The 25,619-nt window shown below is 43.9% G+C and carries 22 protein-coding genes and 2 pseudogenes; 6 read left to right on the forward strand and 18 right to left on the reverse strand.

The genetic code is table 11. The features are described 5' to 3' along the window. Position 1 precedes the first annotated feature (1 nt). On the forward strand, positions 2-907 hold the full coding sequence (locus BAZ21_RS19710; RefSeq protein WP_068504348.1) for an EamA family transporter: 906 nt from the start codon (positions 2-4) through the stop codon (positions 905-907). Positions 908-1,068: 161 nt separating this feature from the next. Beyond that, on the forward strand, positions 1,069-1,548 hold the full coding sequence (locus BAZ21_RS19715; RefSeq protein ID WP_068504349.1) for a nucleoside deaminase: 480 nt from the start codon (positions 1,069-1,071) through the stop codon (positions 1,546-1,548). Between the two features lie 76 nt (positions 1,549-1,624). Here BAZ21_RS19715 and BAZ21_RS28085 read toward each other — a convergent pair whose 3' ends face one another. The 4 genes from BAZ21_RS28085 to BAZ21_RS19725 are packed head-to-tail and all read right to left on the reverse strand — an operon-like array spanning position 1,625 to position 3,972. Next, positions 1,625-1,885, reverse strand: coding sequence for an aquaporin (locus BAZ21_RS28085; RefSeq protein WP_084011765.1), 261 nt, complete (start codon positions 1,883-1,885; stop codon positions 1,625-1,627). Between the two features lie 52 nt (positions 1,886-1,937). Continuing rightward, entirely contained in the window at positions 1,938-2,183 is a 246-nt protein-coding gene (locus BAZ21_RS30280; protein ID WP_084011767.1) for an alpha/beta fold hydrolase, read from the reverse strand. Between the two features lie 26 nt (positions 2,184-2,209). Continuing rightward, positions 2,210-3,115 carry a DMT family transporter gene (locus BAZ21_RS19720; protein ID WP_068504351.1) on the reverse strand — a complete coding sequence of 302 codons (906 nt, stop codon included), beginning with the start codon at positions 3,113-3,115 and terminating at the stop codon, positions 2,210-2,212. 56 nt (positions 3,116-3,171) lie between these two features. Further along, positions 3,172-3,972 (reverse strand): PhzF family phenazine biosynthesis protein, encoded by an 801-nt coding sequence (locus BAZ21_RS19725; RefSeq protein ID WP_068504353.1) that lies wholly within the window; start codon positions 3,970-3,972, stop codon positions 3,172-3,174. A gap of 130 nt (positions 3,973-4,102) precedes the next feature. Between BAZ21_RS19725 and pdxR the strand changes: the two genes are divergently transcribed. Beyond that, on the forward strand, positions 4,103-5,593 hold the full coding sequence (gene pdxR, locus BAZ21_RS19730; protein WP_068504355.1) for a MocR-like pyridoxine biosynthesis transcription factor PdxR: 1,491 nt from the start codon (positions 4,103-4,105) through the stop codon (positions 5,591-5,593). 429 nt (positions 5,594-6,022) lie between these two features. Here the strand turns inward: pdxR and BAZ21_RS29825 are convergent, their stop codons facing one another. The 9 genes from BAZ21_RS29825 to BAZ21_RS19770 all read right to left on the reverse strand — a co-directional run bounded on the left by BAZ21_RS29825 (position 6,023) and on the right by BAZ21_RS19770 (position 18,580). Then, positions 6,023-6,127, reverse strand: a complete 105-nt coding sequence (locus BAZ21_RS29825) for a DUF6254 family protein (RefSeq protein ID WP_007432370.1) — start codon at positions 6,125-6,127, stop codon at positions 6,023-6,025. A gap of 423 nt (positions 6,128-6,550) precedes the next feature. Further along, positions 6,551-7,960 carry an MFS transporter gene (locus BAZ21_RS19735; protein WP_068504357.1) on the reverse strand — a complete coding sequence of 470 codons (1,410 nt, stop codon included), beginning with the start codon at positions 7,958-7,960 and terminating at the stop codon, positions 6,551-6,553. Between the two features lie 533 nt (positions 7,961-8,493). Continuing rightward, positions 8,494-9,750 (reverse strand): cytochrome P450 family protein, encoded by a 1,257-nt coding sequence (locus tag BAZ21_RS19740; RefSeq protein WP_068504360.1) that lies wholly within the window; start codon positions 9,748-9,750, stop codon positions 8,494-8,496. Positions 9,751-10,797: 1,047 nt separating this feature from the next. Beyond that, entirely contained in the window at positions 10,798-11,634 is an 837-nt protein-coding gene (locus BAZ21_RS19745; protein WP_068504362.1) for a carbohydrate ABC transporter permease, read from the reverse strand. Between the two features lie 24 nt (positions 11,635-11,658). Further along, positions 11,659-12,534 carry a carbohydrate ABC transporter permease gene (locus BAZ21_RS19750; RefSeq protein ID WP_068504363.1) on the reverse strand — a complete coding sequence of 292 codons (876 nt, stop codon included), beginning with the start codon at positions 12,532-12,534 and terminating at the stop codon, positions 11,659-11,661. A 90-nt stretch (positions 12,535-12,624) separates the two neighbouring features. After that, entirely contained in the window at positions 12,625-13,902 is a 1,278-nt protein-coding gene (locus tag BAZ21_RS19755; protein WP_068504656.1) for an ABC transporter substrate-binding protein, read from the reverse strand. Positions 13,903-13,921: 19 nt separating this feature from the next. After that, on the reverse strand, positions 13,922-15,406 hold the full coding sequence (locus BAZ21_RS19760; protein WP_068504658.1) for a DUF5605 domain-containing protein: 1,485 nt from the start codon (positions 15,404-15,406) through the stop codon (positions 13,922-13,924). Between the two features lie 218 nt (positions 15,407-15,624). Further along, positions 15,625-16,803, reverse strand: coding sequence for a response regulator (locus tag BAZ21_RS19765; RefSeq protein ID WP_068504365.1), 1,179 nt, complete (start codon positions 16,801-16,803; stop codon positions 15,625-15,627). Beyond that, positions 16,781-18,580, reverse strand: a complete 1,800-nt coding sequence (locus BAZ21_RS19770) for a cache domain-containing sensor histidine kinase (RefSeq protein WP_068504368.1) — start codon at positions 18,578-18,580, stop codon at positions 16,781-16,783. The genes BAZ21_RS19765 and BAZ21_RS19770 overlap by 23 nt, the downstream gene beginning before the upstream one ends. Before the next feature lie 581 nt (positions 18,581-19,161). Here BAZ21_RS19770 and BAZ21_RS28095 point away from each other — a divergent pair. From BAZ21_RS28095 to BAZ21_RS19785, 3 genes and pseudogenes are all read left to right on the forward strand, one after another. After that, a pseudogene (locus tag BAZ21_RS28095) lies at positions 19,162-19,509 on the forward strand (L-fucose/L-arabinose isomerase family protein); the annotation flags it as partial. A gap of 118 nt (positions 19,510-19,627) precedes the next feature. Continuing rightward, complete coding sequence (locus BAZ21_RS29830; RefSeq protein ID WP_068504372.1) at positions 19,628-19,816, forward strand: MarR family transcriptional regulator; 189 nt, start codon at positions 19,628-19,630, stop codon at positions 19,814-19,816. Positions 19,817-20,063: 247 nt separating this feature from the next. Next, positions 20,064-21,248, forward strand: a complete 1,185-nt coding sequence (locus BAZ21_RS19785; RefSeq protein ID WP_068504375.1) for a MalY/PatB family protein — start codon at positions 20,064-20,066, stop codon at positions 21,246-21,248. A gap of 434 nt (positions 21,249-21,682) precedes the next feature. Here BAZ21_RS19785 and BAZ21_RS19790 read toward each other — a convergent pair. The 5 genes and pseudogenes from BAZ21_RS19790 to BAZ21_RS19805 form a co-directional block, all read right to left on the reverse strand. Then, positions 21,683-22,077 (reverse strand): annotated as a pseudogene (locus BAZ21_RS19790) (nuclear transport factor 2 family protein). Next, positions 22,067-22,204, reverse strand: coding sequence for a hypothetical protein (locus tag BAZ21_RS29095; RefSeq protein WP_176718182.1), 138 nt, complete (start codon positions 22,202-22,204; stop codon positions 22,067-22,069). The pseudogene BAZ21_RS19790 and the gene BAZ21_RS29095 overlap by 11 nt, the downstream one beginning before the upstream one ends. Positions 22,205-22,305: 101 nt before the next feature. After that, positions 22,306-22,734 carry a DsbA family oxidoreductase gene (locus tag BAZ21_RS19795; RefSeq protein WP_256022002.1) on the reverse strand — a complete coding sequence of 143 codons (429 nt, stop codon included), beginning with the start codon at positions 22,732-22,734 and terminating at the stop codon, positions 22,306-22,308. Between the two features lie 482 nt (positions 22,735-23,216). Then, complete coding sequence (locus tag BAZ21_RS19800) at positions 23,217-24,131, reverse strand: MurR/RpiR family transcriptional regulator (RefSeq protein WP_218061432.1); 915 nt, start codon at positions 24,129-24,131, stop codon at positions 23,217-23,219. Between the two features lie 39 nt (positions 24,132-24,170). Beyond that, complete coding sequence (locus tag BAZ21_RS19805; RefSeq protein WP_068504381.1) at positions 24,171-25,598, reverse strand: 6-phospho-beta-glucosidase; 1,428 nt, start codon at positions 25,596-25,598, stop codon at positions 24,171-24,173. Positions 25,599-25,619 lie beyond the last annotated feature (21 nt).

A 25,619-nucleotide genomic window follows, 5' to 3' on the forward strand; every position in this document is an offset into this window, starting at 1 on the left:
ACTGTGGCATTATGCATTCATTGTTTTCTTGGGAGGTTGCTGTTACGGGATATTGTCAACCTTTGTTAAGTTGGCGTACTCTGCAGGTTTTACAGTAACAGAGGTAACGGGTGCGCAATATTTCTTTGGTACAGTACTGAGTTGGATTGTGGTTTTATTTACAAAAAAGAAAAAATTAACTTATAAACAAACTTCAAAGCTAGTACTATCGGGAATTCCGTTTGGTTTGACAGGTTTATTTTATTATCAATCCCTACAAACCTTAAATGCTTCTCTGGCCATTGTTCTTTTATTCCAATTTGTTTGGATTGGGACAATTTATGAGTGGGTATTCCAGAAGAGAAGGCCGACCAAGGAGAAACTTATATCCATCGGAGTACTTCTGATTGGTTCCGTTTTAGCTGCAAATGTCATGTTTCAGGAAAGTGTAACTCTTTCATGGCAAGGAAGCATTTGGGGATTTTTAGCTGCGTTATCCTTTACAATGTTCATTTTTCTGAGTGGCTCTGTTGAAAAGGATACTCCGCCTATATTAAAAAGCGCTCTTCTTTCTACCGGAGCTGTCATAACCGTTTTTGTCGTATTTCCGCCAACATTTTTGTTTAACTTTGATGTATTAACAGGATTGAGTTCTTATGGATTGCTTCTTGGTGTATTTGGAGTTGTTCTTCCACCTCTCTTGTACTCCATTGGAATGCCTCATGTTGGATCAGGAATGGGTACCATTCTGACAGCTTCTGAACTGCCGATGGCGATTTTAATGTCCTCTCTGGTGCTAGGAGAACATGTAGGTTTACCTCAGTGGATTGGAGTCCTAATTATATTAGGAGGGATTGTTGGTAGCAACATCCGGCGTAGGGATTCGGAGCAGCAATCTTTGAATATACAGAAGAGCACGACTTTTTAACAATACACACTGACTTCGTTAACTGAGCACATCAATGAACGCGGCCCCCCTTTGTGAAAAGGGCTAAATGGAGTAGGTATACACTTAACCTTCTTCTATCTTACGGGGTATATGCGCACTATCGTTCAATGACTACTAATATTTAGGAGGATGGATAACTTATGATTACTGATCTGGACTTGAAGTACTTGCAACGCTGTGTTGACCTTGCCCAAGTTGCCCTTGAAAATGGGGACGAACCCTTTGGTTCTCTTCTCGTTGCCCCAAACGGCGACATTCTTGCGGAAGATTATAATCATGTTTCTGGCGGCGATCATACTCAGCACCCCGAGTTTGCTCTGGCCCGTTGGGCAGCTAATCATATGTTACCTGAGGAACGTATCAAAGCAACGGTGTATACTTCCGGTGAACATTGTCCCATGTGCGCTGCAGCTCATGGCTGGGTGGGATTAGGACGAATTGTTTATGCGAGCTTCTCTGCTCAGCTGGTACAATGGTTTAATGAAATGGATGTTGCTCCGACCCGTGTGCGTAATCTACCGATTGAAGAGGCCATTCGCGATGTGGTCGTTGACGGTCCCGTTCCTGAATTAGCGGAGCAAGTTAGGGTATTGCACCGTAAAATGCATGGTCGGTTATGAATCATCCCCTGCTTTTCTCTCGTGCTCAACAGCGTCAAGGCGTTATGATTACGTTCAATAGCGTAAGCGTCTTTCTTTATCCTATGGATCTAAGTATTTGGCCTGCAATATAAGTAGGCGCCTCATTCCACGGAAAAGAACCATTTAATGCAAAAGCTGAGGTTAATACTGGGTTTAGATGTCCGCCACTTATATTACCAACCGCATAAACAGCCATCGTCACTGCCAATCCCCAGGCAATGTTAATAGTAGTCCATCCAGGATTGTATGCATAACTTCCTTTCAATAGATAAAAAATACCCCTTGAACTCAAGGGGATGTAAGTCACCAGATACATATTTAATTTTAAAAAAAGTGGTGAAGTTAAACCTCGATCTTCTTACTTATAATTAAAAGCACTTTTCAAGATGTTTCTTGATTAGAGAAGTAACTTTTTCGGGAGCTTCTGTTGGTGGAAAATGGTTTACATCCTCCAGCACCACAAGTTCAGAATTCGGTATATAAGAGTGCAGTTCAGTTGTAACAGTTTCCAATGGTGTAACGACATCTCTATCACCATGAATTAGCAACACAGGCGCAGTGATTTTTGCGTACTTTTCCTCGCTTGGATTGAACTTTGTATATTGTTTTTTTATATCAAACTACACTCTCTTGGCATTCACTATCCAGTTTCTCCACCATGTTTATGTTGTCTGTTAGTTCTACCACTAGCAAAAATGGCTCCCATCATGGCTAAGCCTCCGCCGGCTAAAGCGATCCCTGAAATTTGCTCTCCGAGGAGAACAACCCCTAACAAGACAGTCCATATTGGCAACAGATTAATAAATGGGGCTGCCTTCGCCGCACCAACCAATTTTACACCTGCATTCCAACAAAAATAGGCAACAACTGAAGCAAATGTGCTGACATAAAGAATACATAGCCAGGCGGTCGGCGTAATATGAATAGATGCTGAACCAATTGCCCCAATGCTGCTAATCGCACTAAAGAGGCTTCCATAAACTGCAGCACCTGCGGTCAGAGTAAGTGGATCGGTAGTTGCCCCATACTTCTTTCCAAGCACAGTATAAAAGCTCCAAGCCACACAAGATAGAAAAATCATGACATCCCCTTCAAGGGTCCCACTACTCGGATCAGATGTCTTGCTCTGGAATAACAAATAGACGCCAGCAATAGAAATCAATGATCCGAGCCAAGCCCGCCACGTCACTTTTTCCTTTAAAATGAGCGGGGTACTCAGCAGAATAAACATAGGAATCAATGCTGAAATCATTCCGGCCCTGGAAGCACTGACTTGCGTCAATCCCTCATAGGTTAGAGTGGAAAAGACAAAGATACCTAGAAACCCGAGTGTCCCAAATTCTTTCCATTTAGCAAGTAAAGGAAGTCTTTGTTTTTTTGCTCGTAGCAGCCCCCACAGAATAAGGGCAGAAACTCCCCAGCGAATGGTATTCAGCAACATTGGAGGCAAAGCTGGAGCTAGATATCGCCCGCAGATGTAGTTTCCGGACCAGAATAAGGTGGCTATAATCAATAGGGCTATCCCTTTTTTGGGATTGTTGAGCATAGATAATCATCCTAACTGATAAGTTGAACTTGGACGTAAAGAACAGTCCATAAACGTTACATATTTTTTTGACCTGTACCATCTATTTGCAATTCAGCTTCTGCATACAACACAGCAGTCCCGCTAATTTTCACGCGATCACCTTCCAAAAGGCAGTACAAAGTACCGCCTCGCTTGGACAGCTGACGGGCTACCAGTTCGTTTTTACCCAATCGACCTGCCCAAAACGGAATAAAGTTGCAATGTGCAGAACCGCATACAGGATCCTCGTTGACATTCAATTTGGGGAAGAAGCTTCTGGAAACGAAATCAAAGGTTCCCCCTTCTGCTGTAATACTTACACCCAACCCATCTGGTAAATCTTTGAGCTTTGAGAAGTCAGGCGAAAGTTGGCGAACCTGATCTTCATTTTCCAGTACAAACATTAGATCCCGGCCCAGATAAGTTTCTACAGGTGTCACCCCGAGTGCCTCAATCATGTCATTGGTTAATTTGAATGGTTCAGGCAGACGACTCGGAAAGTCCATTTCAAACAAGTTTCCCTTCTTTAGGACAATTAATATACCCCCTAGGGTATGGAACGTAAACTGCTCTGCATCGGGTTCATAAAACCTAGCAAGGACAAAGGCAGTCGCCAGTGTGGCGTGTCCGCAAAGCTCAATCTCTGCTGCAGGTGTAAACCACCTTAGCCGGTAATGTTCACCTTCTTTCACTGCGAATGCCGTCTCGGAAAGGTTATTTTCGGCTGCAATGTTTTGCATAGTGTTGTCTGGAAGCCATTTATCCAGAATACAGACCCCTGCCGGATTACCTTCAAAAACGTGTTCCGCAAACGCATCGACAACGTAATACTTCATACATTATTCCTCCTTGTTTTCACCAGACAGACGCCTTAATGTTATAATATTTGATAACAATATGAGTATTATAAGCTTTAGATGTGTATAACACTCAACATTCAACTATAACACTACAAGGTGGTTAAGAATGTATATCGATATTCAGCGAAACAAGGGCATTTCCATAACCAAGCAAATTGTGTTGGCGATTGTGGACCAAATTCTCTCGGGTTTTTTACAAGGAGGGGAAAAGTTGCCTTCTGTCCGCTCCCTCTCCAAGGAACTCGGTGTAGGTTTTCTGACTGTCGTCAAAGCATACCAAGAACTTGAGCAGGATGGTTATGTTCATTCCGTGCAGGGCAAAGGCACCTTTGTCCATGTAAAGTCGACAGATACATCGAAAAAATATCCTGAGGAAAAACTTACACAGGACTGGCAGTTGTCTGTCCAGGATTATTTGCCACGATCTCAGTTTGCTCAATTTCACTATGTCCCGGAAAAAATTCACTTGTCATCCTCGATGATCGATCCAGAGTTGATTCCAAATCAACTTTTAGAACGCGAGTTGCATCATCTTATTAGAGAGGGTGGTACGTTTTTCTCTAGATACGGGGAAGTTCAAGGAGATATGCAGCTTAGAGAGGCCATGCAAGCCTATCTACTAAAAAAAGGTATTCCTACACAGCCCGAGAATCTGTTGATTACAAGTGGTTCACAGCAAGCCATAGATTTAATAGCACGTACATTTGTCGGGCCGGGCGATGTGGTTGTGCTGGAGGCGCCTACGTATCCCGGAGCAATTGATATATTTCGGGGTCGTGGCGTCACAATCCTGACAGTTCCGGTCGATAACGATGGTATGCGATTGGACATCCTTCAGCATCTATGTGATAGGTATCGCCCCAAGATCATTTATACAGTCCCAACGTTTCATAATCCAACGGGCACCGTGTTGAGTAGCATGAGGCGAAGACAGCTTCTGGATATTGCTCAAGCTATGCAAACCATTATTATTGAGGATGATCCATGGAGTGAGGTGTATTATGATCAAAAGCCACCAGCTCCTATTAAGAGCATGGATGAATATGGACATGTCATTTATTTAAAAGGGTTGAGTAAAACATTGGCTCCTGGTTGTAGGATAGGTGTTCTGACTGCTTCGGGTTCCATCTTTAAGCGGATACTTGCAGCTAAAGCCAATACAGACCTAGGGACTCCTTTAATTACACAGAAGCTGTTATTGCCCTTTATTGAGTCTCCTAAAATGGTCGATCACATGGACAAACTGAGAAACACACTAAAAGTCAGACGTGACCTGGTTATTGAAATTCTTTCTGAGCATTGTCCCGAAGGGGTGTCATGGTACATTCCAGGTGGAGGACCTAACTTATGGATCAGTCTTCCTTCATGGATGCAATCCCACCATATTCTTTTCGAGGCAAAAAAGAAGCAAGTCTCATTTTTACCTGGTTCGGCTTGCTTCCCTGTAGATCATGAAAATCATCATATTCGATTAAGTTTTTCCTTTATGAATGTGGAGCTACTTCGCGAGGGCGTTGCTATATTATGTAATATTCTTCACTCTGTGATTTTGGATAAAAATATATCAGGTCATTCTTCCAATTTTATTGTTACCTAAATAAAACTTCCTGTAAAAGTAGTCACAACAGAAATCAACCTTTAGCAATTGACGGCTCGCAACGGCCAAGATGCGAACTTTAGACCTGTTGTACCTAGCCCAAGCTCTTTTTCCCTACTCCCCTTCGCGGTCGAGTTTGATGAGCATGTCCGACTTGTGTATAACGAAGCATTTAGCGGCCACCGGGTTCCTTTGCTTATATTAGATATTGATCAAGTGATTACCATTTATATATCAATCCGAAAGGCTTATAACCATTGGCTGGATGGTTGTTAACAAATCCAGTTGCAGTATTAAGGGGCCGTCATGCTCTCACACCATAAATTAGCAATATTGACCTTTCCTGTCACAGAAAGATTATTACAACAAAGAAGACTGCCGTAAATTTCGCCGGCAGTCCTTCTCTTCCAAGTAGTATACTCCTCAATTCTATTCGCTCGACAATTCCTTAAGCGATTTGATTTTACCATGGGGATGCTGTTCTTGCTTTTGTGACTTCCAGGCAGCTTCTTTCCTTCTCTTCTGGTGAGCCATAACAGATATCCTCCTTTGGAAATTGTGATGTATACCACTTCCTTAAGTTGTCATCTCTCGGCTCTGTTCATTCATAAAACTAAAAATTCGTTGGATTTTTGTTATAGCTCAGGGTGATACCTGCCCCTCTTTTACAGTTCCAAAGTAGCTGGACATAGCTGAGGCTTATTTTTTGGCGCATTTCGGCCATGTTGACCTTATACCTTTCATACACCGGTTGAACAAGGGCCAATACCAGCATTAGCACATAACACATCAATGCCTCCAAAGGCCACCAATACTGAATGAACCATCATTTCCATAATGGAATTATTTAAAAAAAACAATTAATCCAGATTCGATTATTTATCGAACAATTGACCCAGAGCATGTCTAGTTTAGGCAAATGCATTGTAACGTGGGGACCCTTAATACTTGATTTTATTAAGCATTTTGTTTCCTGCGTTCTGCCAGATCTTTCGCAATTTGTACCTGTTTTCCCTCTGTTAGATCAAACCAGGCCACAGATACTGTAAATAGTAGAACAACAGCCGGAATAACTCCCACTAACATTTTTAGACCAAATATTGTCTCACTGCTTTGCTCTACTCCTGGTACATACCCAACCAAAGCCAGTCCTCCTGCAGTTAACGAGCCTGCAATAGCTGTAGCCATAGTTGTCATGACACCTTGGATGGAACCCATGAATCCATTTACATTCATACCGGTTTTCCATTCGGTATAATCCATTGCAGCCGGCATCATTGTAGTCTGGGCTGGGGTAGAAAGTCCCATAAAGAAACCGTCAATTGCCCTCAAAACAAGGAAAAGGGTCACACCGGTGGAACTGGCAGGAACGAACATAATGGCAGCCGAAGTCACCACACTCATAATCGCACTAGTAAGGATATTAGCTTTAATGCCAAATCGTTTCGTTATTGGAGCAGCTAACAGGGTACCTATAATTGTTGGCACAAAACTGATAAACCCTATAATCACCATTAGATTCTCATTATGGAAGTAATATTTTAAATAATCGATCATGATAGCATCTCTAATTCCTTTTGATAAGGTTATCGCCAAAACGTATACGTATATAATAACAGCTGCTTTATTTGTGAATACAGCCAAGAACATCTCCTTCAGTGAAGGCCTCTTTTCTTCCTTTTTAGGTTTTGCAACATATTTTTCTTTTAAGGACTTTACTTGAAAAACGGATGCCAATATACCAATAATAGCGATTGCTCCCATTAGCATTGAGAACCCTTTTGTGTCATTACCGCCCCCCAAAGCTTTATACAGAGGCTGAGCGCCTACTGAAACAACAATTGCGCCTATCATGATGAAGAAAAACCCAATCTGCCCCATTGATATCCGGTCATCTACTCTTTTTGTAATGGCAGGACCGACTGCATTACCTGGTGCCTGTTGAAGTGCAGCAAATATGCTGTATAGCAGATAAGTTACAGACACATATACTAACTTACCAGTAGGACTTAGGTTAAAATCAGAAAAGGTTAACCACCCCAAAATAGCAGTAGGCACCCCAAGTATCATAAACCATGGAACATATTTCCCCCAAGGGGTGCTCACCTTGTCTATAAAAATCCCAAACAATGGTACCAAAACAGCGCTAATAATACGAGCAACCAGAAATAACCCTGCTACAAAGGCTGGACTGATCTCCATCATGTCCGTATAGAAAAAAAGCAAGAACATCGCAATCATTTGAGAATGGAGTGTTCCAATCCCTCCTCCGAGACTGACGGCTACTTTCTCGCGGAGAGTAAGTTTTCTATTTTCTTCCTGAATGATGCTAACAGCTTGATTTTCAGTAACTCTTGTTGTCTGCATATACTATTCACCCACTAAAATTGTTTGTTTTCCAATACTTTACTTTAATAGATCAGTTACGGAAATCCATACTAGCCACAATGAAATTCCATAAATCTACCAAACAACTTATGATCATTCAATACCATTCCCCAAAAACACTTTGTAGTCAAATTGTCCAATTATCCTTCCATCTAGGCAGGAGCGTAGAATCAAAACTTATCAGACCAGTGCAATTTAGCAGCTCTAAATTAAAAATCTGGAGAACGTCAAAGCTTCTCCCGCCATTTCAATGGTTCTTCTTCCGGTTTTATTCGAGTACAACGCGGTAGCTTGTAGTCTAGATAAAGGATTCCTTGATATCTAACTTAGGAGGCACCTGCTCCACGAAGAGTAGGTGCCTCCTATTTTCCTTTAATATTAATGTCTGCTTCACCCGCAGTTGAAGACGAGCTCCTTACCCGTCGACTCTTCCAATGCGAGATACAGATAGCCGTACTTTTCACTTCGTCGGGTTTGCCCCTTCACGCGATTCAATAAATTCTTACCCTCAGCTAAAAAGCGACGGGCAAGGACGTTAACCCTTGTGAGCTAAGCATGAAGCTCCAAATGACGTTCTCGCGAGGGACGTTGAGTCGTAGGTTGGGCATGCGCCTCAGCAGGGTGGTAAACGCAATGTCTCCTTCCACGCGGGCCAGTGGTGCCCCTAAGCACATATGGATTCCATGTCCAAAAGCGAGATGACGATTGATCTTGCGAGTAATATCCAACTCCTCTGACTCTGAAAACTGACGCTCATCCCGATTCGCTGATTTCAATACAGGAATGACCATATCTCCCTTCTTGATCTGCTGCCCGGCAAGCTCGATATCTTCAGTGGCAAAACGCGGCCCCGCAATTGTGGAAGGCCCATTGAAGCGCAATAGTTCTTCGACAGCCGAAGGGACCAGACTAAGGTCAGATTTGAGCTTCTCCAGTTGATCGGGATGATCCAGCAACATCAAAGTGCCGGTCGCGATCAAATTTGAGGTTGTCTCATGTCCGGCAAAGATCAATAACTTGATCATGGAGAGCAGTTCTGCTTCACTGAGCCGATCCCCCTCTTCTTCTATCGCGATCAGTTGGCTGATCAAGTCATCAGCAGGATGCTGGCGTTTATCATCCACAAGCTGTACGATGTATTCACCGAAAGCTCGCAGATGCTCCGAGACCTCCGGTTTTTGCCTTCCCAGCCCCAGACCGTGCGCGATCGCTGAAGACCAGACATGAATCTGTGCCCGGTCTGCTTGAGGTACTCCAATCATGTCGCAAATGACGTTGATTGGCAAAGGATAAGCATAATCCTTGACGAGGTCCATCTCGCCTTTTTTCTGTACCTGGTCGAGTAATTCATCAGCAATCTCCTGCACACGAGGGCGTAAACTTTCCATATATCTGGGAGTGAAAGCTTTGGACACCAACGTACGCAACCGTCGATGATCAGGCTCATCGACAGAATTGACCGACTCGGTAAGGAAGTTAGTGGAAGCAGATGGGTCAGTGTTGCCAGTTGGAGTAGCATCACTACTACTACCATTAATCAATCTCCGGTCTACAGTAAAATGGGCATGATCTTTAAGCACCTGCATTGCCTCTTCCATACGAGTGACCATCCAGGTTTGACGATCTGTTCCTCCCATCGGAAACGGGATAGGAATAACGGCTCCCATTGCCCGTAACTTTGCGAATAACGGAAATGGGTTCTCACCGCTTTCCCCATTGAACACACTCAATACTTCTTTCTCTGGTACCGTTCGATTTGAATTATTCATGATGTGCTTACCTTTCCTTTCTTAAGAAGCCATATACAAAAGTTTTGTTTAATTCGCTATTATTTCCATTTATTTTCCGATTTATCCACAATGTTGTTTTTTAAAGTTTACTTAAATTCTATATTCTAACTAAAACATAAACATCTAATAGCTTATACGTAATTTGTTGAATCTATGGCTACGAGTTGCTAACAATAGGGAACAAGTTTTCTCATACCGGAAAGGAAGTTTATTCGCTTCAATAGCTCCGCGCTTCTTATGCATTCGCTTGAAAATATTTCATGGTTTTAGGCATCTGTTTTTTGATGATAATATACAGGATCATTTAGCAGCACCTTTTTGTACCTAATTTAGCCTGACTTGGATAAAAACTTCGTTCATTAAAATCAGTTTTCACGTCGAGACGTTCTTTTTCTCTGATCTGTTGACATTGGCTAATTACCTCCTATTTCATAATGTATTTCTTTGACTGCTTTCATTTTATAGATTAGAATCCATCGCCACATCGTTCTAAAGGGCAAATAATCATGCCCTTTTAGGAAGTAATTACATAAATTTACAAATAAATAACGACGTGAATATCACCATCACGAGTACTCCCTGGGCGATACACGAATGAGTTACTTAATGCGTCCCAAACATATGAAATAACCCTAGTTTGTATATCTGTCGGAAAAGCGATCAAGTTATTGTCAATTGTTTTGACCATAACTTGTTCCATAACACAAGAAAGCCGCCATCATGGCGGCTTCTTAAGCGTATATATTGACAATTGGACTGACTTGTTTCAGCATGTCTAAACCTTCAATCAGGTAAGGAAACGACTCCATAGCGCTTAGAATTCCGCTCTGGCCATGTATCTAATGAAGGAAAGGCCGCTTGAAAATAAAGCTTTATTCCTGAGTTTTATAAACCAACCCAGACGAAAACCAGATGGTCGCTTAAATCCACGCACAATTAACGGGATTTTGGAAAAAATAGGGCGCTGGCATGATGCAGAACCAAATGGTCTCCTCGTTGCGGCCTCATGATTTGCGGATATGAACATTAGCCCTTAACCGAGCCTGCTAGGCCGGAAACAAAGTATTTCTGGAATAACAGGTAGACACACAGTGTCGGAATAATGGAGATCAGCACACCGGCGTTCAGCAGCGTATAATCGGTCGAATGCTCGCCTTTAAAGGCAAGCAGCCCGGTTGTAATGGTCTTCATCGTATCCTTGGTGATAAAAATCTGCGCCAGCAAAAACTCATTCCAAGTTGCCATAAAGTCAAAGATGACGAGCGTTGCGATAGCCGGCATGGATAAGGGTAATATAATCCGAAAAAATTTCCCCATGTCTCCGCATCCGTCAATCAAGGCAGACTCATCGATTTCCTTCGGAATGGTGCGGAAGAAGCCGCGCAAAATCAAAATACCGAACGGAATGCCGAATCCGACATACACGAGAAAGATTCCGGGATACGTGCTGATAAGATGCGTTTTGTTGAGAAGTATATTCAAGGGCACAAGTGTGGCCTGCATCGGGATCATCATGCCGATCAGGAAAAAGGCAAACATCGAATTACTCCATTTAAAATTCAGCCTGGTCAGGGCAAACGCAGCGAACGCTTCAATCAGGATACCCAGCGGTACCTTGACGAGACAGATGAACAGCGTATTTTTCATATACATGCTCATTTTGCCCTGGTCCCACGCTTTCAGAAAGTTATCCCACTGAAATTTTTCAGGCAGCGCGTAAAACGGGCTGGTCATCAGATCCGCTCTCGATTTCAGCGCAGTGAAGGCGATAAACAGGACCGGGATTAAAAATATGGCCGCAAAAATAATCAGGAATACGTACCGTAATACCGTTACTGCCGGATGGACTCTCAATTCCTCCATGCTGCACCACTCTCTTTCTGCACGTTATACATGGGATTTCCTGGTCGTGAAATAAACATAAGGAATGATGATGGTCATGGAAATCAATACAAGAATAAAGGCGATTGCCGAACCCATTCCGATATTCGCAAACTTGAATGTCTGACTGTACATCCATGACGAGAGCACCTGGGTGCTTTCGGCAGGGCCGCCGCCGGTCATGCCGTAAATAATGTCATAAACTTTCATGGAAGCAATCAGCGTCGTAGCCACCACAATGACAAACGTTTCGCGCAGCAGCGGCAGCGTGATATAGAAAAAGGACTGATACGGTTTCGCTCCGTCGATTAAAGCCGCTTCATACGGGTCCTGCGGAATACTCTGCAGCCCTGCCAGGAAAAGAACCATGGGCTGTCCGATGCCCTGCCACATGGCCGCTACAAAAACAGCGTACAGCGCGATATCCGGCTCTGCCAGCCAGGCGTGCTGCCAGCTTTCTAGCCCCAGCAAAGCCAGCATTTTATTGACAAATCCCTGCGTTGGATTGTAGAGCCAGGTCCATCCGGTGGCAACAACAATACCTGACAATACATACGGAAAGTAGAATACACCGCGGAAAAAGATCCGCCCCTTCAGCTTTTTGTTCAGCAGCAGCGCCAATCCCAGACCTGCCCCCATAATCAGTGTGAGAGAACCGATCATCCAGAACAGATTGTTTTTCAGCGCTCTCATGAACACGGTATCCTGCGTGAACAATTCGGCATAGTTGCCCAAGCCCACAAACTCTTTATGGGGAGCAACTCCATTCCAGCTGAAAAAACTGAGAAAAAAGGTGTATACCGCCGGCACAAAAATAACCGTTAAGTAAATAATTAAAGCAGGCAGCAGGAACAGCCACGGTTTAAGCATTCTTGATGTCATGCCATTCTCCCCTTTCCACATAAATCGCGTCAGCAGAAATTTCCTGCTGACGCCTTGCTCGATTCAGTCCAGGCGGTAAGGTCCTGATCATCATTTCTGTTTGCTTTTGTACGCAGACACGGCGTTCTCCATGTTTTCGGCGGCCTGCTGCGGTGTCCACTCCTTCAGCGCCACTTTATCCTGTGCTTCGAACAGCTTCTGTACAACTTCCTGCGGAAGAGCCTGGTCAGTAATCAGGAAACCGCCATCCTTCGCGCTGTCAAGCAGCGGCTGAATATGAGGTGTCTTTTCCGAGACAGTGAAGCCTAGTGTAGCCGGCGAACCATAATCATTGATATATTTATTGACCACCTCAACACTTGTTAAATACTCGCCAAGCTTGATAGCCGCTTCTTGCTTCGCAGGGTCGGATGCGCCGTTGATCTGCAGCATTTCCGCGAACACGGATGCACGTGTCGGCGTTTGTTCTGTCGGAAAATTGAATACATCAAATTTTGCCGGATCAAAGCCATTTTCAGTAATGTTGCCGTCAAACCAGGTTCCCTCGTTAATAATGCCCGCCGACTGCTGGTAAAACAGCATTTCGGCTTCGCTTGGATCCAATGAGGAATACCCCATCGGGAAGTAACCCTTGTCCGTATATTCTTTAATCTTTTCAAAGGTTTTAACGACCGCCGGATCGTTCCATGACGCCTCCAGACTGTTCAGTTTGTCATGTAGTTCCGGACCGGCAAAATGCTCAAGCAGCTGCTCGGTCAGCCGCATCGTATGCCATCCGCCTTTACTGCCGAAAGCCAAAGGGGTAACCCCGTTATCCTTTAGCGTTTTCAATTGGGACTCAAATTCGGCAAATTTTGAAGGCGCTTTCAAATTTAGCTTCTGATACAGCTCTTTCGGGTACCACATGCCCAGTACATTCAAGTGCATCGGAATCCCGGAAATTTTCCCGTCAAAAGTGGACATATCAATAGCGGTTTTATTGTATTTTTCAGACCATTTATGGTCTTTAGCCACCTGAGTCAAATCCATGGTCATGCCATTTTCCGGGTAAAAGGATCCCAGCGATCCGCCCCATGTAAACCACATATCTGGCAGCGTCTTCGAGCTTGCCGCCACCTTGAGGTTTTCTTTGAACGGGTCCACCTCATACTGGGTAAGCTCCACATCAACATCCGGGTTAGCGCTTTCAAAATCTTTAACCGCCGACTGCAGCCATGCCCACCCTGTATTCAGTGTCCACAAGGAAATACTGACCTTGGGGCTGCCGGAGGATGTGCCCTCCTGGCTTTGACCTGCATCCGATGAACACCCTACCACGCTTGTAACAACAAGCAGAACACTAGCCAGCAATGCAACCCATTTTTTCATCATGTATGCCCCCCTACGTTTATTGGTTGGTAGCTTGAATACGCAGTGCTTGGTAAGGCTTGCCCGGCAATTCCACGCGGCATGTTCCTTCATATGCCCCCGGCAGCGGAGTAATCGTCATGTTCCATGTATCAATCAGTTCAATGGTAAAAGTGATATCCTCAGGCAGCGGCAACATGCGGAATCCCGGACGGCTTGAGCCGAAATACACAAGATAATATTCATCGTCCACTCCGCCCGCCGCGATATCCCATTGAAAGTCAGCGCTCAGGCGGCCGAGCTGCGGCCCGCCTTCGATAATACGGCGGAGAAATTGGATTCTGGACGGGCTTTCTCCGTGCAGTGTTCCTCCGTGCGACCACCAGATGATATTGTCTTCATGCAGAAAAGTTTCCCCATGCGTGACATAACCGCCATTCAGCACGCCTTCCCAGAAGCATTCCACCATCCGTTCCGCCGTGATATTCCCCCATCCGTGGTTCAGATTTCCTTCATAACGGCACTCGTCCACAACAATGGGCTTCCGGAAGGTCTCCTGCCATTCGCTGACAAAATGGAGATCATGATGCTGGATGCTCGCATGTGAAACCCATGGCTTGCCATGGTCATACCAATGCAGGTTGCTGCGGTAATGGATGCCCGGATGGTGCCAGTTGTGAATGGACCGGAGATGACCGTAAGCATCGCGCTCCTGAATAATTCTGAAGAACCGATCCCAATCCCGCATCGTTTTGGCCTTCATCAGGTCGAACTCGTTGGCCAGCGACCACCAGATGTTGCGAAACGCCGAGAGACGGGCGACGGCATAACGCAGATAAAAATCGTCAGTCTCGGAGGTCATCTCCGCAAATCCCCACCGGTCATAAGGATGAAAAAGGATGAGATCGGCCTCGATGCCAAGCTTTTGCAGATCCTCAATCCTGCGTTCAAGCTGCCGCCAGTATGCGGGATTGAATGCCGTGAAATCCCAGCCCTCTTCCAGAGACCCTGCAAACGGGTACAATGCCGGTTCGTTCAAATTGTAATCATAGTGCTTTGGAAAAACGCACATTCGAATTTTATTAAAAGCACCCGCTTCAGCCAGACTGCGAAGGGTAATCTCCTGCAGCTCTTCATCCTGGTGATTCCATACATAACTTGTAGTTCCAAAGGAAAAGAAGGGTTTGCCATCGGCATAGGCGAAATGGACTTCGCGATCCACTCCAACGGGTCCGTGATTTCCTGCTGAAGGGTCAACGCATGTGAACATGCCCTGAACCAGATTTAATTCAGGCACATTGCTGACCGTCTCATAAGACCACATCCCCAAAGTATCCGGCATAAAACGCACACGGTAACAGCCTTCCCCGTCATAGAAACCGTCTGCCTCAACGATCCGGTGTCCCTGACGGAAGCGTGCTCCAAACGCCACCTCCGTAAAAGGATTACCGTCCTCCGGGCCGGGAAGGGACAGTTCAAATCTCCCCCAGCGTTCAATTACCGACACTTTCGCTAGTTCCTGCATCATACTTGTTTCGCCCCTTTCTCTACTGGTCATTCAACCTCTTGCACCATTCATTCTAATGATTAGCTCCTGGTGATAGTAGCGGGCGAATCGGCTTTTTCATATACGATTTTGACGTGTACACAGATCCTGCGGATGCTTCCGGTCATGGCAATAGATGATTTTTGCAAAATCATACGTTTTTTTAACTTTCGCTCGGTATGCTTGCCGGCTCCGGTTCATTGATTGCGGTATTCAAGAGGGGTGAGTCCCGTACGGTCCTTGAACAGCTTACTGAAGTAATAGGGGTTGCTGTATCCGAGATCGGCCGCGATCTCATACACCTTGTGGCTGGTCTCGCGCAGCATTTTTTGGGCGATTTCCATTTTGTTGCGTATGATGTAATCACTGAAGTTTTCACCGATTTCCTTAAGAAAAATCCTGCTCAAGTATCCCGGACTAACGTGAATGGATTCCCCGACCTTGGCCAGCGTGACATCCTCCAGCAGATGCCGGTCCACATATTCTTTAGCCCGGCGCACAATAAAGCTGTCGCTCTGTTCATTGCGGGGAAAACGCAAAAGCGCGGACATATAGGCGCCCGGCAGGCTGGAAATATCCCTGCAGGCAGAAGAGCCGCAAGCAAAGATCAGCCGGACATTCAACAGCTCAAGCACCTTTTGCCGCAAGCCGTTCAAATAACTTGGCATATCGCTATTCCCAGTTAGAGAACGGACGGGAGCTATCCAAATCATTTCACGGAAATTCCGGTGAAAGACCAAACCTCCCCAGTCCTTTGCTGCCAGATTGCTGATAAGGTGCAGAATGGAAAGAAAACGCAGTTGTTCCGAATCTTCATTCTCCTGAACCGCGTCGTATCTTTTGCGGATAATCGCAAGTTCATAACCTTCCTTATAAGATTCGTCCGCGAGCTCGGGCAGGAGCTTCATAGGCTTCGTCGGAAACGTAAAAGGATCCAGCAGCGATAAACAGAGCTCGTTTCTTTCTTCTTCCGTACGCTGCGGCGGCTCATTTGAGGGCAATTTAAAACGGGAGATGACCTTTTGCATCGTGTCCGCAATTTCATCTTCATCCATGGTAGGTTTATGCAGATAATCAGCTGCTCCCAGCCGAAGGGCCTCCCTTACATAGGAAAAGGTATCATAGCTGCTCAGGAAAACAATTTGGATCTCCGGGTTCCTGTGCCTGATTTTTTGCGCCAACTCGATCCCGTCCATACCGGGCATCCGAATATCGGTCATGACAAAGTGAATGTTCTCTTCTTCCAAAATACGCAGTGCTTCTTCCCCGTCGGCCGCCTCGGCCTTCCAGCATATCCCCAAACCTTCCCAATCAAGCATATAACGCAGTCCCATTCTGACAATGGATTCATCATCAACGACCAACAGATTCCACATCTCTGTCCCCCCCTGTCTCTGATGCTTCTAATTTCAGTGGTATTTTAACAATAGCTTTCGTGAGATCATCCGTCCGAATTAACGACAATCCGTACGGCTCGCCAAATCTGAGAAGGATCCGTTCGTGCACATTACGCAAACCTATATGGTCAGCGCTCTCTTCCCGCAGCAGAATCTCTTTTCCGGTAAATCCTGTGCCGTCATCCGCAATTTCAATGAAAAGCGTCCCGCTCTCCGCATCCTGTCTGGCCGTTATGAAAATGCGCAGAGTTCTGTCCAGCCCTTTGGCCCCGTGAAAGATCGCGTTTTCCAGCAGTGGCTGCAGCAGCATGGGCGGAATGGGCACTTGCAAGCACTCGTGTGGAATAACCCAATGCACCCTAAAAACACCAGTGTATCTTAAATCCATCAAAGCGGCATAATCTTTCAGCAGCCGAATCTCCTCATCCAGCAGTACCAGTTCGCTGTCCAGCTTCATATTCGCCTGAAGCAGCTTGGCCAGCGATTGCAGCAATTTGGCAATATGGGACGAACGCTGCAGTATGGCCAGCATGCGAATGGAATTCAGCGTGTTATACAGAAAATGGGGCTGTATGCGTGCCCGCAATGCGTAGAGTTCGGCGTTGCGCTTCTGGCGTTCCTTCTCCTCAATAGAATGCACCAGCTTGTCGAGACGGCTGACCATCCTGTGATAGCTGCTTTCCAGCCGTCTCATTTCGTTGTCTTCCCCTACGGGTACAGGTGCTTTAAAATTCCCCTGCTCGACCTCACGCATGGAGCGGATTAAGCGGTTGATCGGCCTCGACAGCCTTCTCGCAAGCAGCCAGGAAATGGCGGCTGAACAAATCACCGCGGCCACCGCCACCAGGAAAGTAAAATAGCTGATGGAACGGCTGCCTGCCAGCAACTCCTCACGATTGACTCCCAAGTATACCTTCCATTTCAAGTAACCGCTTTCAAGAAAAACGCCGCTATATCCCTCCTGCCCCTGATTCGTAGACACGTCAGCCTCCCATCTGCCCCGCTGCTCGTTGGCACCGATGGACAGCTGTCTGGCCGCAAGGGCAGGATCGGATGCGTAAATGACATTCCGGTTCTGATCGAGGACGGTGACCTTAACGGTCGGAAGCTCCAGCGTCTCCACAAATTTGGGGATAAAATCGGGACTGATGAAGATGACCATGACAGCCAGCGGCTGATATTCCTCGTCCATCAGCAGACGGGAGCCGATCAGGGCAGGGAAGGCCCCGTCTTTAAACTGGTTGATCTCTCTGACCCCGGTAATGACAAAACCGCCCCGCTCTGCTAGCGCTTGTTGGTACCAATCCTCATTCATTACCTTTTCATTGGGATTAATTACCGTATTCCCGCTTATTCGGTAGCCGTTGACGGTTCCGTTCATGCCGTAGATCATCAGTCCCTTGATCGAGGAGTTGATGGAAGGATAGGCCCCCATGAGCCGGGCCATCGTTCTCTGGGCATGGATTTCCGCGGTCCCCCACTGCTCCTTGGCCAAATAAGGCTTATTTAAAAAGCTGAATGTGTCCGGCAAATAGTACGGGATCATTGTAAACCGGTCAAAATCCCTGACCTGGCGTTCAATCGATGTATTTAGCTGGGCCAGAATCACATTCAGATCCTGCTCATTCCGGGCCTGCAGCATCATGGAGGATTTGCGGTAGGCCATCGTCCCGATCAGCAGAGCCGGAATGCTGCTCAAAAGAATGAACACAACAAAAAGCTTTGTCTGAAACCGGATGTTGGACAATTTCTGCATGTTCTCACCTCTGGATGTCTCGGTCTTGAACGCACCGTTTTTATTCAAATTATTTATTGTCTGCCGCCTGCATCGCCAAAGAGGGAGCAGAACGGGAATTCCGTTAACCTGGTTTCAACTTCATTAAGAGAAGAATTGATGTCGATCTTTCACGTACCATACGATATGGTGTTCGAGAGCGTAAATATTTCCTCTGCCACGTCTGGTTTCTGCCATTATGGCTAAATGCTAACTCTTTACGGGAGCATCCGCAGCAAGCAAATGCTACAGAATTGAAATCATATGGCCATTCCTGCTAACTACCTTCTGTTACCTGGAATTTTAGTTACATCAATTCTTCCAACCCCCTGTATAGATACATGAAGTTTACATCGCACTTATCATTATTGCAATGTTTATAAAAATTAATATATTAATCTAGTTATTATTGCGTTTTATTAACTAAATAAGCTGTTGGCACCGCCTTCTTTCAATGATAGGATGGCATCGTAAATACAAAACAAGTATTTTGTTTGGTTAAATTAACTAAACAAAACAAAACCATTCTATTCACATTATCCATCCAAGAGGAGACATGCTCTATGAAAAAATTGAAATTGGGTTATGCTCCGCCATGCTGTTTTACGTTCAGCGCCGAAGATGCATTCAAGTACAAAGTCGCCATTCGCCAGTAGATTGAGAGCTTTGGCATGGACATCGACATCGTCGATCTGGAAGGCCTGAATCAGGAGGAGCTGCCCTACGATGATCACATCAATGCAGACTTGATTGTTAAGCGTTTTAAAGATGAAGAGGTTGACGCCGTCTTTTTTCCGCACTGCAACTTTGGCACGGAGGATACGGTGGCCCGTGTAGGAAAGGTGCTTGACAAGCCCGTACTGCTGTGGGGACCGTGTGATGAAGCTCCGCTCGCGGACGGCATGCGCCTGCCACTAAGGCATCTCTCATCGCACGAATATGCTCACTTAAATAAGATATCCGGTAATCATCTTCAACATACCCTTTCTCATCAGGCGTATCCACCGCACCTAAACCAACAAGTTTGTTATGACATATAGCGATTATATTAAAGCTACTCGTGATTACGGTACTGGCGACCATATTAATATGGTCGAAGTGCATACACTGACAATGATTGAAGAAAATCCAGGAATAACTGCTGCTAAGCTTGCATTAGAGTGGAATCGTACAAAAGGGGCAGCTTCGCAAATTGTGATAAAACTGGAGCAGCGTTGAGCAGAGCCCACAAATTATACGATATTAGGGAACTCATGTGGGCCGACAAAACTCTACACGAGAGGTTTTACTTCCGAAGAAGTAGATGCTTTTTACAACGTAATGCAGCGGTATTCTGAACTGTTAGTTTCTCCTCGAACAAAGTAATCCAGTATTTGATCCGCGATGTATAGACAGATATTGAAAAGAAATAGTACAGGTACTATACTATTTTGACTAAAATACTTATTTGTGAGAGAGGAATAACATGACAACATACAATTTTGATGAAATTATCGACAGAAAAAGAACAGATTCGATTAAATGGTCAAAGAAGCATCTTAAAGAGAACTTCAACGATGAAAACAGCATTCCGATGTGGATTGCCGATATGGATTTTAAGACAGCTCAACCTATTATTGATGCCTTAATTGGCAGAGCGGAACACGGTATTTATGGTTATGGTCACAAAAGCGAAGAATTTTTAGAAGCTGCCGTTAACTGGCAGAAAAAGAGAAATGGATGGGATATTGAAAAGGAATGGATTTTATTCACACCTGGTATCATTCCCGCACTGAACTTTATTGTTGAGACGTTCTGCAATAGAGGAGATAAAGTAATTATTCAAAGCCCCGTTTATTACCCGTTCCTAAACATTATTACAAGTAATGGATGCCATATAGCAAACAACCCGTTGATCTATGACAAAGGTGAATATAAAATCAATTTTGCTGAATTAGAAAGAATCGCACAGGACAGCAGAACTAAATTAATGTTCTTGTGCAGCCCACACAATCCTGTGGGACGCGTATGGACAGAAGCAGAATTGAAACAATTGGGTGAGATTTGTATTAAAAATAATGTACTGATCGTTTCCGATGAAATTCACTCTGACTTGATCTTTCAGCCTAATCGTCATACCCCATTTGGGAAAATTTCCGAAGAATTCAGAATGAACTCTATAGTATGTACATCTCCATCAAAAACATTCAATCTGGCAGGTTTACAAGTATCAAATATAATTATCCCGAATGAAAGAATTAGAAATGAACTTAATCACAAACTAACTGCCATTGATATTGATCCAGGCTCTTTTGCGTCTGTGGCCCAGATCGCTGCATATAATGATGGTGAAGAGTGGCTTGGGCAACTTCTTACTTACCTTGCGGAGAATCTTAATTATATAGATCGCTTTGTGCAAGAGCGCATGCCGAAAGTAAAATTGATTAAACCAGAAGGAACCTATTTGGCATGGCTTGACTTTAGCGAACTCGGATTCTCTGATCTTGAACTACAGCAATTGATGCAGAAAAAAGCAAAAGTGGCATTGGACGATGGTTATATTTTTGGTGCTGGAGGAGAGCTGTTCCAAAGAATCAACTTTGCTTGCCCCAGATCCCTGTTACAACAAGCATTGGAGAGTATTGAAAAAAGCCTAAATGGTATTGCTTAAAATGACATTCCTCTTTTCAAAACTATTTGGTTCCTCGGCCAGCTCTTGCAGTTGGCCGTTTCCTCACCTGAGTCCAAATATTGAGCAGGCAGTCAAGTGTCGATAAGACAACACCAGCTACGGCTCCATTTCTTTCAGCACTACATCATGCGTCATCCCCTGCTTTTCTCTCGTGCTCAACAGCGTCTAGGCGTTGTAACATATTACAGTGCTTAATCAGTATTCCTGAGCACCTACGATTTCTTATATCCTCCTTTTTCACTTCATAAAGATCCGTCGGGAATGAGATCAAGTTCTTCTCATTTGGTTTTGACAAGAACTTGATCCCTTAAAACAAAAAAGCCGCCATTTAGGCGACTTCTAATACGACTATGATTTGTCCTCTATATATTGATAACGATTTATTCTTAATCTATTTGTAAATTGTGATTTACTTACTCAGATATCATGACATTTCGTACCAAATAACTATCAACATACTGCTTAAATTTCACAATTTTCTGATCTTTTAGCTTCCATATATGCACAAATCTGCTTCAAAGTACTTGCCTGTTTGTTTATACGTTCCTGAATATGCACCTACTGCAATAATGGTATCGCCATCTTCGTAGAACTGGCTGACTTCTGCTTTGTACCCGTCCCATTCGCTCCCCAAGCGGAAGAATACATTTTTAGAAATATCATCGTAGCCCACATACGTTCCAGCATAAGGGAATCCTGCGGCTTCCGTCCACTCGGCATTTTCCGCTAGATACGTCTGGTATTTCAGGCCGTTTTCTTTGGAATCCCCTTCATAAGTGCTTTTAATGATCTCCAGATTACTCGGCATGGTTCACCCCGAAAGCTTTGGTAGCAAGAATCAATCCGATTTCTACAGTGTGCAGCTCAGGGAAGCGCGCTTTCACATTCGCAATGATTTGATCAGTTGTGAATATTTCAATGGATAAGTTAGACATGGTTTTTGACTCCTATAATTATGAGATTTTTTATAAGTCTACGGTGGTGGCCTATTGTTGGAATGGCCTTAACCTATATGCACACGTTGCGGATCGCTGCATCACTTAATGGTGCATGCACCATCCCCGCAAATATCAGTAGATTCTGAATCCATAGCGCCATTTAAAATTTGCAAGGGCTGATAATCCTTCCACGCTGTCTTCAGAGCTTGTAGTAACACGTCGCTTGATTGTGCTCCCGATATGGCGTACTTTCGATCAATGACGAAGAAAGGAACTCCAGTTGCGCCAAGTCGCTGTGCTTCTTCCTCATCTGCATGGACTTCTGCAGCATAGTCATTTCCGGCAAGAATATGGCGAATCTCATCCTCGTTTAGTCCTGCCTGTACAGCTAATTCTATTAATGTTTCATGCTCGCCTAAATGTCGACCATCCGTAAAGTATGCCCTGAAAAAATCTTGGAATATACCTTCTTTTCCTTGCTGCGATGCGTACTTCGCCAAGCGGTGGGCATCAAACGTGTTGGTCAATTGAAATTCAGTTACAATTTATTTTATGCAACTAATATAGTTACACTTTGTGCTTCATGTCAAGTTTTTTAGAACAGTATCTACTTCAAAATGAAAATTCGGAAGGATGTACACATACGCAACGCTGTTATTTGATGTGTGGGAGGACCCGCGTCAGTTGCACCGTTGATCAATCCACAGATCGAGGAACGAATAATTGAGTTGATACTTCGACTGATGGAGGAAAATGATGCGCCCGAACTGAAGATGCCAGTAGCGAAAAGCTCACTTAGAGTCTTCATTGTTCCACCTACTTATCTATAAAAAACCAAGCAGTCCCGATGAGAGATTCCTACATCGGGACTGCTTGGGTTGAGATTGGATCGGCTACACTTATGTAAAAAAATTTAACTACTATTTCCCTGGATATAATTTATACCGGGTGCTCTTTAAACATCAAAAGGAGGGATTAGTCCCTCCTTTTTGTCAATGGCATTTATTAATTAAGGATTCTCCTTGATATTATTAAGTGTTGAAAACCTTTGACGTTCTATTTCTTTCGCATTAAAGATTTTATGGTCAAGGTTTGCTTGATAATTTTGCTTAAAGTAGCAGGAAAACAAAACATTTAAGAGAAAATGTACAGATTCTTCAGTAGCGAAATTTGAGATTTTACTATATAACCTTTCTCTAGAAGACATCGTCAGCACGCAATCAACATTTTTCCTAATATAATTATCCCCAACGCTGGTTATACCAATTATCTTTACACCACGTTTTTTTAGCGCACTTATGTGCGAGATGGGCTCTAGAATTTCATTATTTCCAGAATAAGATATTAAAATGGCACAATCGCTTTCTGTTAATACTTGTGCTGACAATCTTGCCTCTAGAGGATTGGCAATTTCAACAATCACCCCAATGCTTAACATTTTGCGCCGGAAAATTTCTGCTAAATAAATATAGGGACTTATACAAAATAAAGTGATGGTTTTGGCATTGATCAAAATGTTCACTGCTTGATTCAGCATATTTATATCAAGAACATTGATCGTATCTGAAATACTCTCTGTTTGTAAGACTCCAATTTTATTCGCAATGCTTTCGTAGGAATCTTGTTCTTGGAATGGAAAATTGGGATCTACCTCTGCACGAGATCTCTCCTCATACAAAACTTCCTCCATAAACGCCGTGATAAATTCACGCCAGCCAGAATATCCGATTGTTTTAGCAAATCGCACTAAAGTCGCTTTCGATGTATACGTTTTTTTTGCGACTTCATTCATACTCATGTGGCGTAAATTCGATTTTTCTTTGAGTACAAATTCGCCAACGGCTCTTCTTGTATCATTATATTTTAAAATAACTTCTTCTATTTGTTGAAAAAGATACATAAACCCATCACAACCTTTAGTCAACTATAACATAGTTTGATGTACCTTTTACAATTATAATGGTTATGCTAAATCTTCACCGTTAGTTTGAATCACCTTTTGATACCAATTAAAGGATTTTTTCTTACTGCGTTTCAGTGTCCCATTCCCTTCATCATCACGATCAACGTAAATGAATCCGTAACGCTTGCTCATTTCGCCCTTACTGGCACTAACCAGATCAATACATCCCCAACTTGTATACCCCATCAACTCAACGCCATCCTCTTCGACCGCTGCTTTGAATGCCTTGATATGCTCACGCAGGTAATCGATCCGATAATCGTCTTCTACATTGCCGTTCTCATCTGGAGTATCCACTGCCCCAAGGCCATTTTCTACAATAAATATTGGTCTTTGATAGCGATCATATAAAACATTCAGCGCTGATCTCAATCCCATTGGATCGATTTGCCACCCCCACTCGGAAGATTCCAAATAGGGATTTTTAATGGATTTATATATATTTCCAGCTGTTTCGTGAGTAACAGCTGGATCTGTGGCAACAACCCGTGAAGAGTAATAGGAGAAAGAGATAAAATCAACCGTGTACTGTTTTAAAAGCTCTTGGTCCCCTGCTTCCATTTCAATATGGATATTTTCTCGTTCGAATTTTTTAAACGCATAATTCGGATAGGCACCCCGAGATTGAATGTCAATGAAAAGATAATTTTCTCGATCCTTTTCGATTGCTTTGGCATAATCCTCTGGATGACAAGAAAAGGGATAGTTATTTCCTCCAGCCAGCATACAGCCAATCAGATTCTCAGGGTCCACTTCATGTGCTATTTTAGTTACAGCGGCGCTAGCTACCAATTGATGGTGCATAGCTTGATATTTCACATGCTCTTCATTCTCATCTGGTTCAAAGCACAAGCCTGCGGCAATAAAAGGTGCATGCAATATCATATTGACTTCATTAAAGGTCAACCAATATTTTACTAGCCCTTTGTAGCGTTCGAAGACGGTATGGCAATAGTTTTCATAAAAATCAATCATTTTACGATTACGCCATGAACCGTACTTTTTAATAAGAGTAACTGGCACATCGAAATGAGCTAAAGTGACTAGTGGCTGGATATTGTACTTTCGTAATTCTAAAAATATATTCTCATAAAATTTCAAACCTTCCTCATTCGGTTTCTCATCATCTCCATTTGGAAAAATTCTGGACCATGATATCGACATGCGATAAGTCTTAAAACCCATCTCTGCAAATAACTTGATATCTTCAAAATAATGATGGTACATATCAATTGCTTCTTTGGCAGGATAGAAGTGTTGATCATCAAACTCAAGCATTTTAATCTTTCCAGCCATTACTCCTGCTCGATCTTCGCCTGTTGGCATTAAATCAACATTTGATAAACCACGATTACCTAAATTATATCCGCCTTCACATTGATTCGCAGCGGTGGCACCGCCCCACAGAAAGTTTGGATCCAATCCCATCCTGTTTCACCTCATCTAATC

Source organism: Paenibacillus kribbensis (genome assembly GCF_001705305.1).
Classification (GTDB): Bacteria; Bacillota; Bacilli; order Paenibacillales; family Paenibacillaceae; genus Paenibacillus; species Paenibacillus kribbensis_B.

Coding starts and splice junctions, on each gene's coding strand:
- pdxR (WP_068504355.1), top strand. CDS start 4,103: ATGTATATCGATATTCAGCGAAACAAGGGCATTTCCATAACCAAGCAA.
- BAZ21_RS19760 (WP_068504658.1), bottom strand. CDS start 15,406: ATGCAGGAACTAGCGAAAGTGTCGGTAATTGAACGCTGGGGGAGATTT.
- BAZ21_RS19745 (WP_068504362.1), bottom strand. CDS start 11,634: ATGGAGGAATTGAGAGTCCATCCGGCAGTAACGGTATTACGGTACGTA.
- BAZ21_RS28085 (WP_084011765.1), bottom strand. CDS start 1,885: ATGTATCTGGTGACTTACATCCCCTTGAGTTCAAGGGGTATTTTTTAT.
- BAZ21_RS19735 (WP_068504357.1), bottom strand. CDS start 7,960: ATGCAGACAACAAGAGTTACTGAAAATCAAGCTGTTAGCATCATTCAG.
- BAZ21_RS29830 (WP_068504372.1), top strand. CDS start 19,628: ATGACATATAGCGATTATATTAAAGCTACTCGTGATTACGGTACTGGC.
- BAZ21_RS29095 (WP_176718182.1), bottom strand. CDS start 22,204: ATGTCTAACTTATCCATTGAAATATTCACAACTGATCAAATCATTGCG.
- BAZ21_RS19750 (WP_068504363.1), bottom strand. CDS start 12,534: ATGACATCAAGAATGCTTAAACCGTGGCTGTTCCTGCTGCCTGCTTTA.
- BAZ21_RS19805 (WP_068504381.1), bottom strand. CDS start 25,598: ATGGGATTGGATCCAAACTTTCTGTGGGGCGGTGCCACCGCTGCGAAT.
- BAZ21_RS19765 (WP_068504365.1), bottom strand. CDS start 16,803: ATGTGGAATCTGTTGGTCGTTGATGATGAATCCATTGTCAGAATGGGA.
- BAZ21_RS19720 (WP_068504351.1), bottom strand. CDS start 3,115: ATGCTCAACAATCCCAAAAAAGGGATAGCCCTATTGATTATAGCCACC.
- BAZ21_RS19740 (WP_068504360.1), bottom strand. CDS start 9,750: ATGAATAATTCAAATCGAACGGTACCAGAGAAAGAAGTATTGAGTGTG.
- BAZ21_RS19755 (WP_068504656.1), bottom strand. CDS start 13,902: ATGAAAAAATGGGTTGCATTGCTGGCTAGTGTTCTGCTTGTTGTTACA.
- BAZ21_RS19770 (WP_068504368.1), bottom strand. CDS start 18,580: ATGCAGAAATTGTCCAACATCCGGTTTCAGACAAAGCTTTTTGTTGTG.
- BAZ21_RS19715 (WP_068504349.1), top strand. CDS start 1,069: ATGATTACTGATCTGGACTTGAAGTACTTGCAACGCTGTGTTGACCTT.
- BAZ21_RS19785 (WP_068504375.1), top strand. CDS start 20,064: ATGACAACATACAATTTTGATGAAATTATCGACAGAAAAAGAACAGAT.
- BAZ21_RS19725 (WP_068504353.1), bottom strand. CDS start 3,972: ATGAAGTATTACGTTGTCGATGCGTTTGCGGAACACGTTTTTGAAGGT.
- BAZ21_RS29825 (WP_007432370.1), bottom strand. CDS start 6,127: ATGGCTCACCAGAAGAGAAGGAAAGAAGCTGCCTGGAAGTCACAAAAG.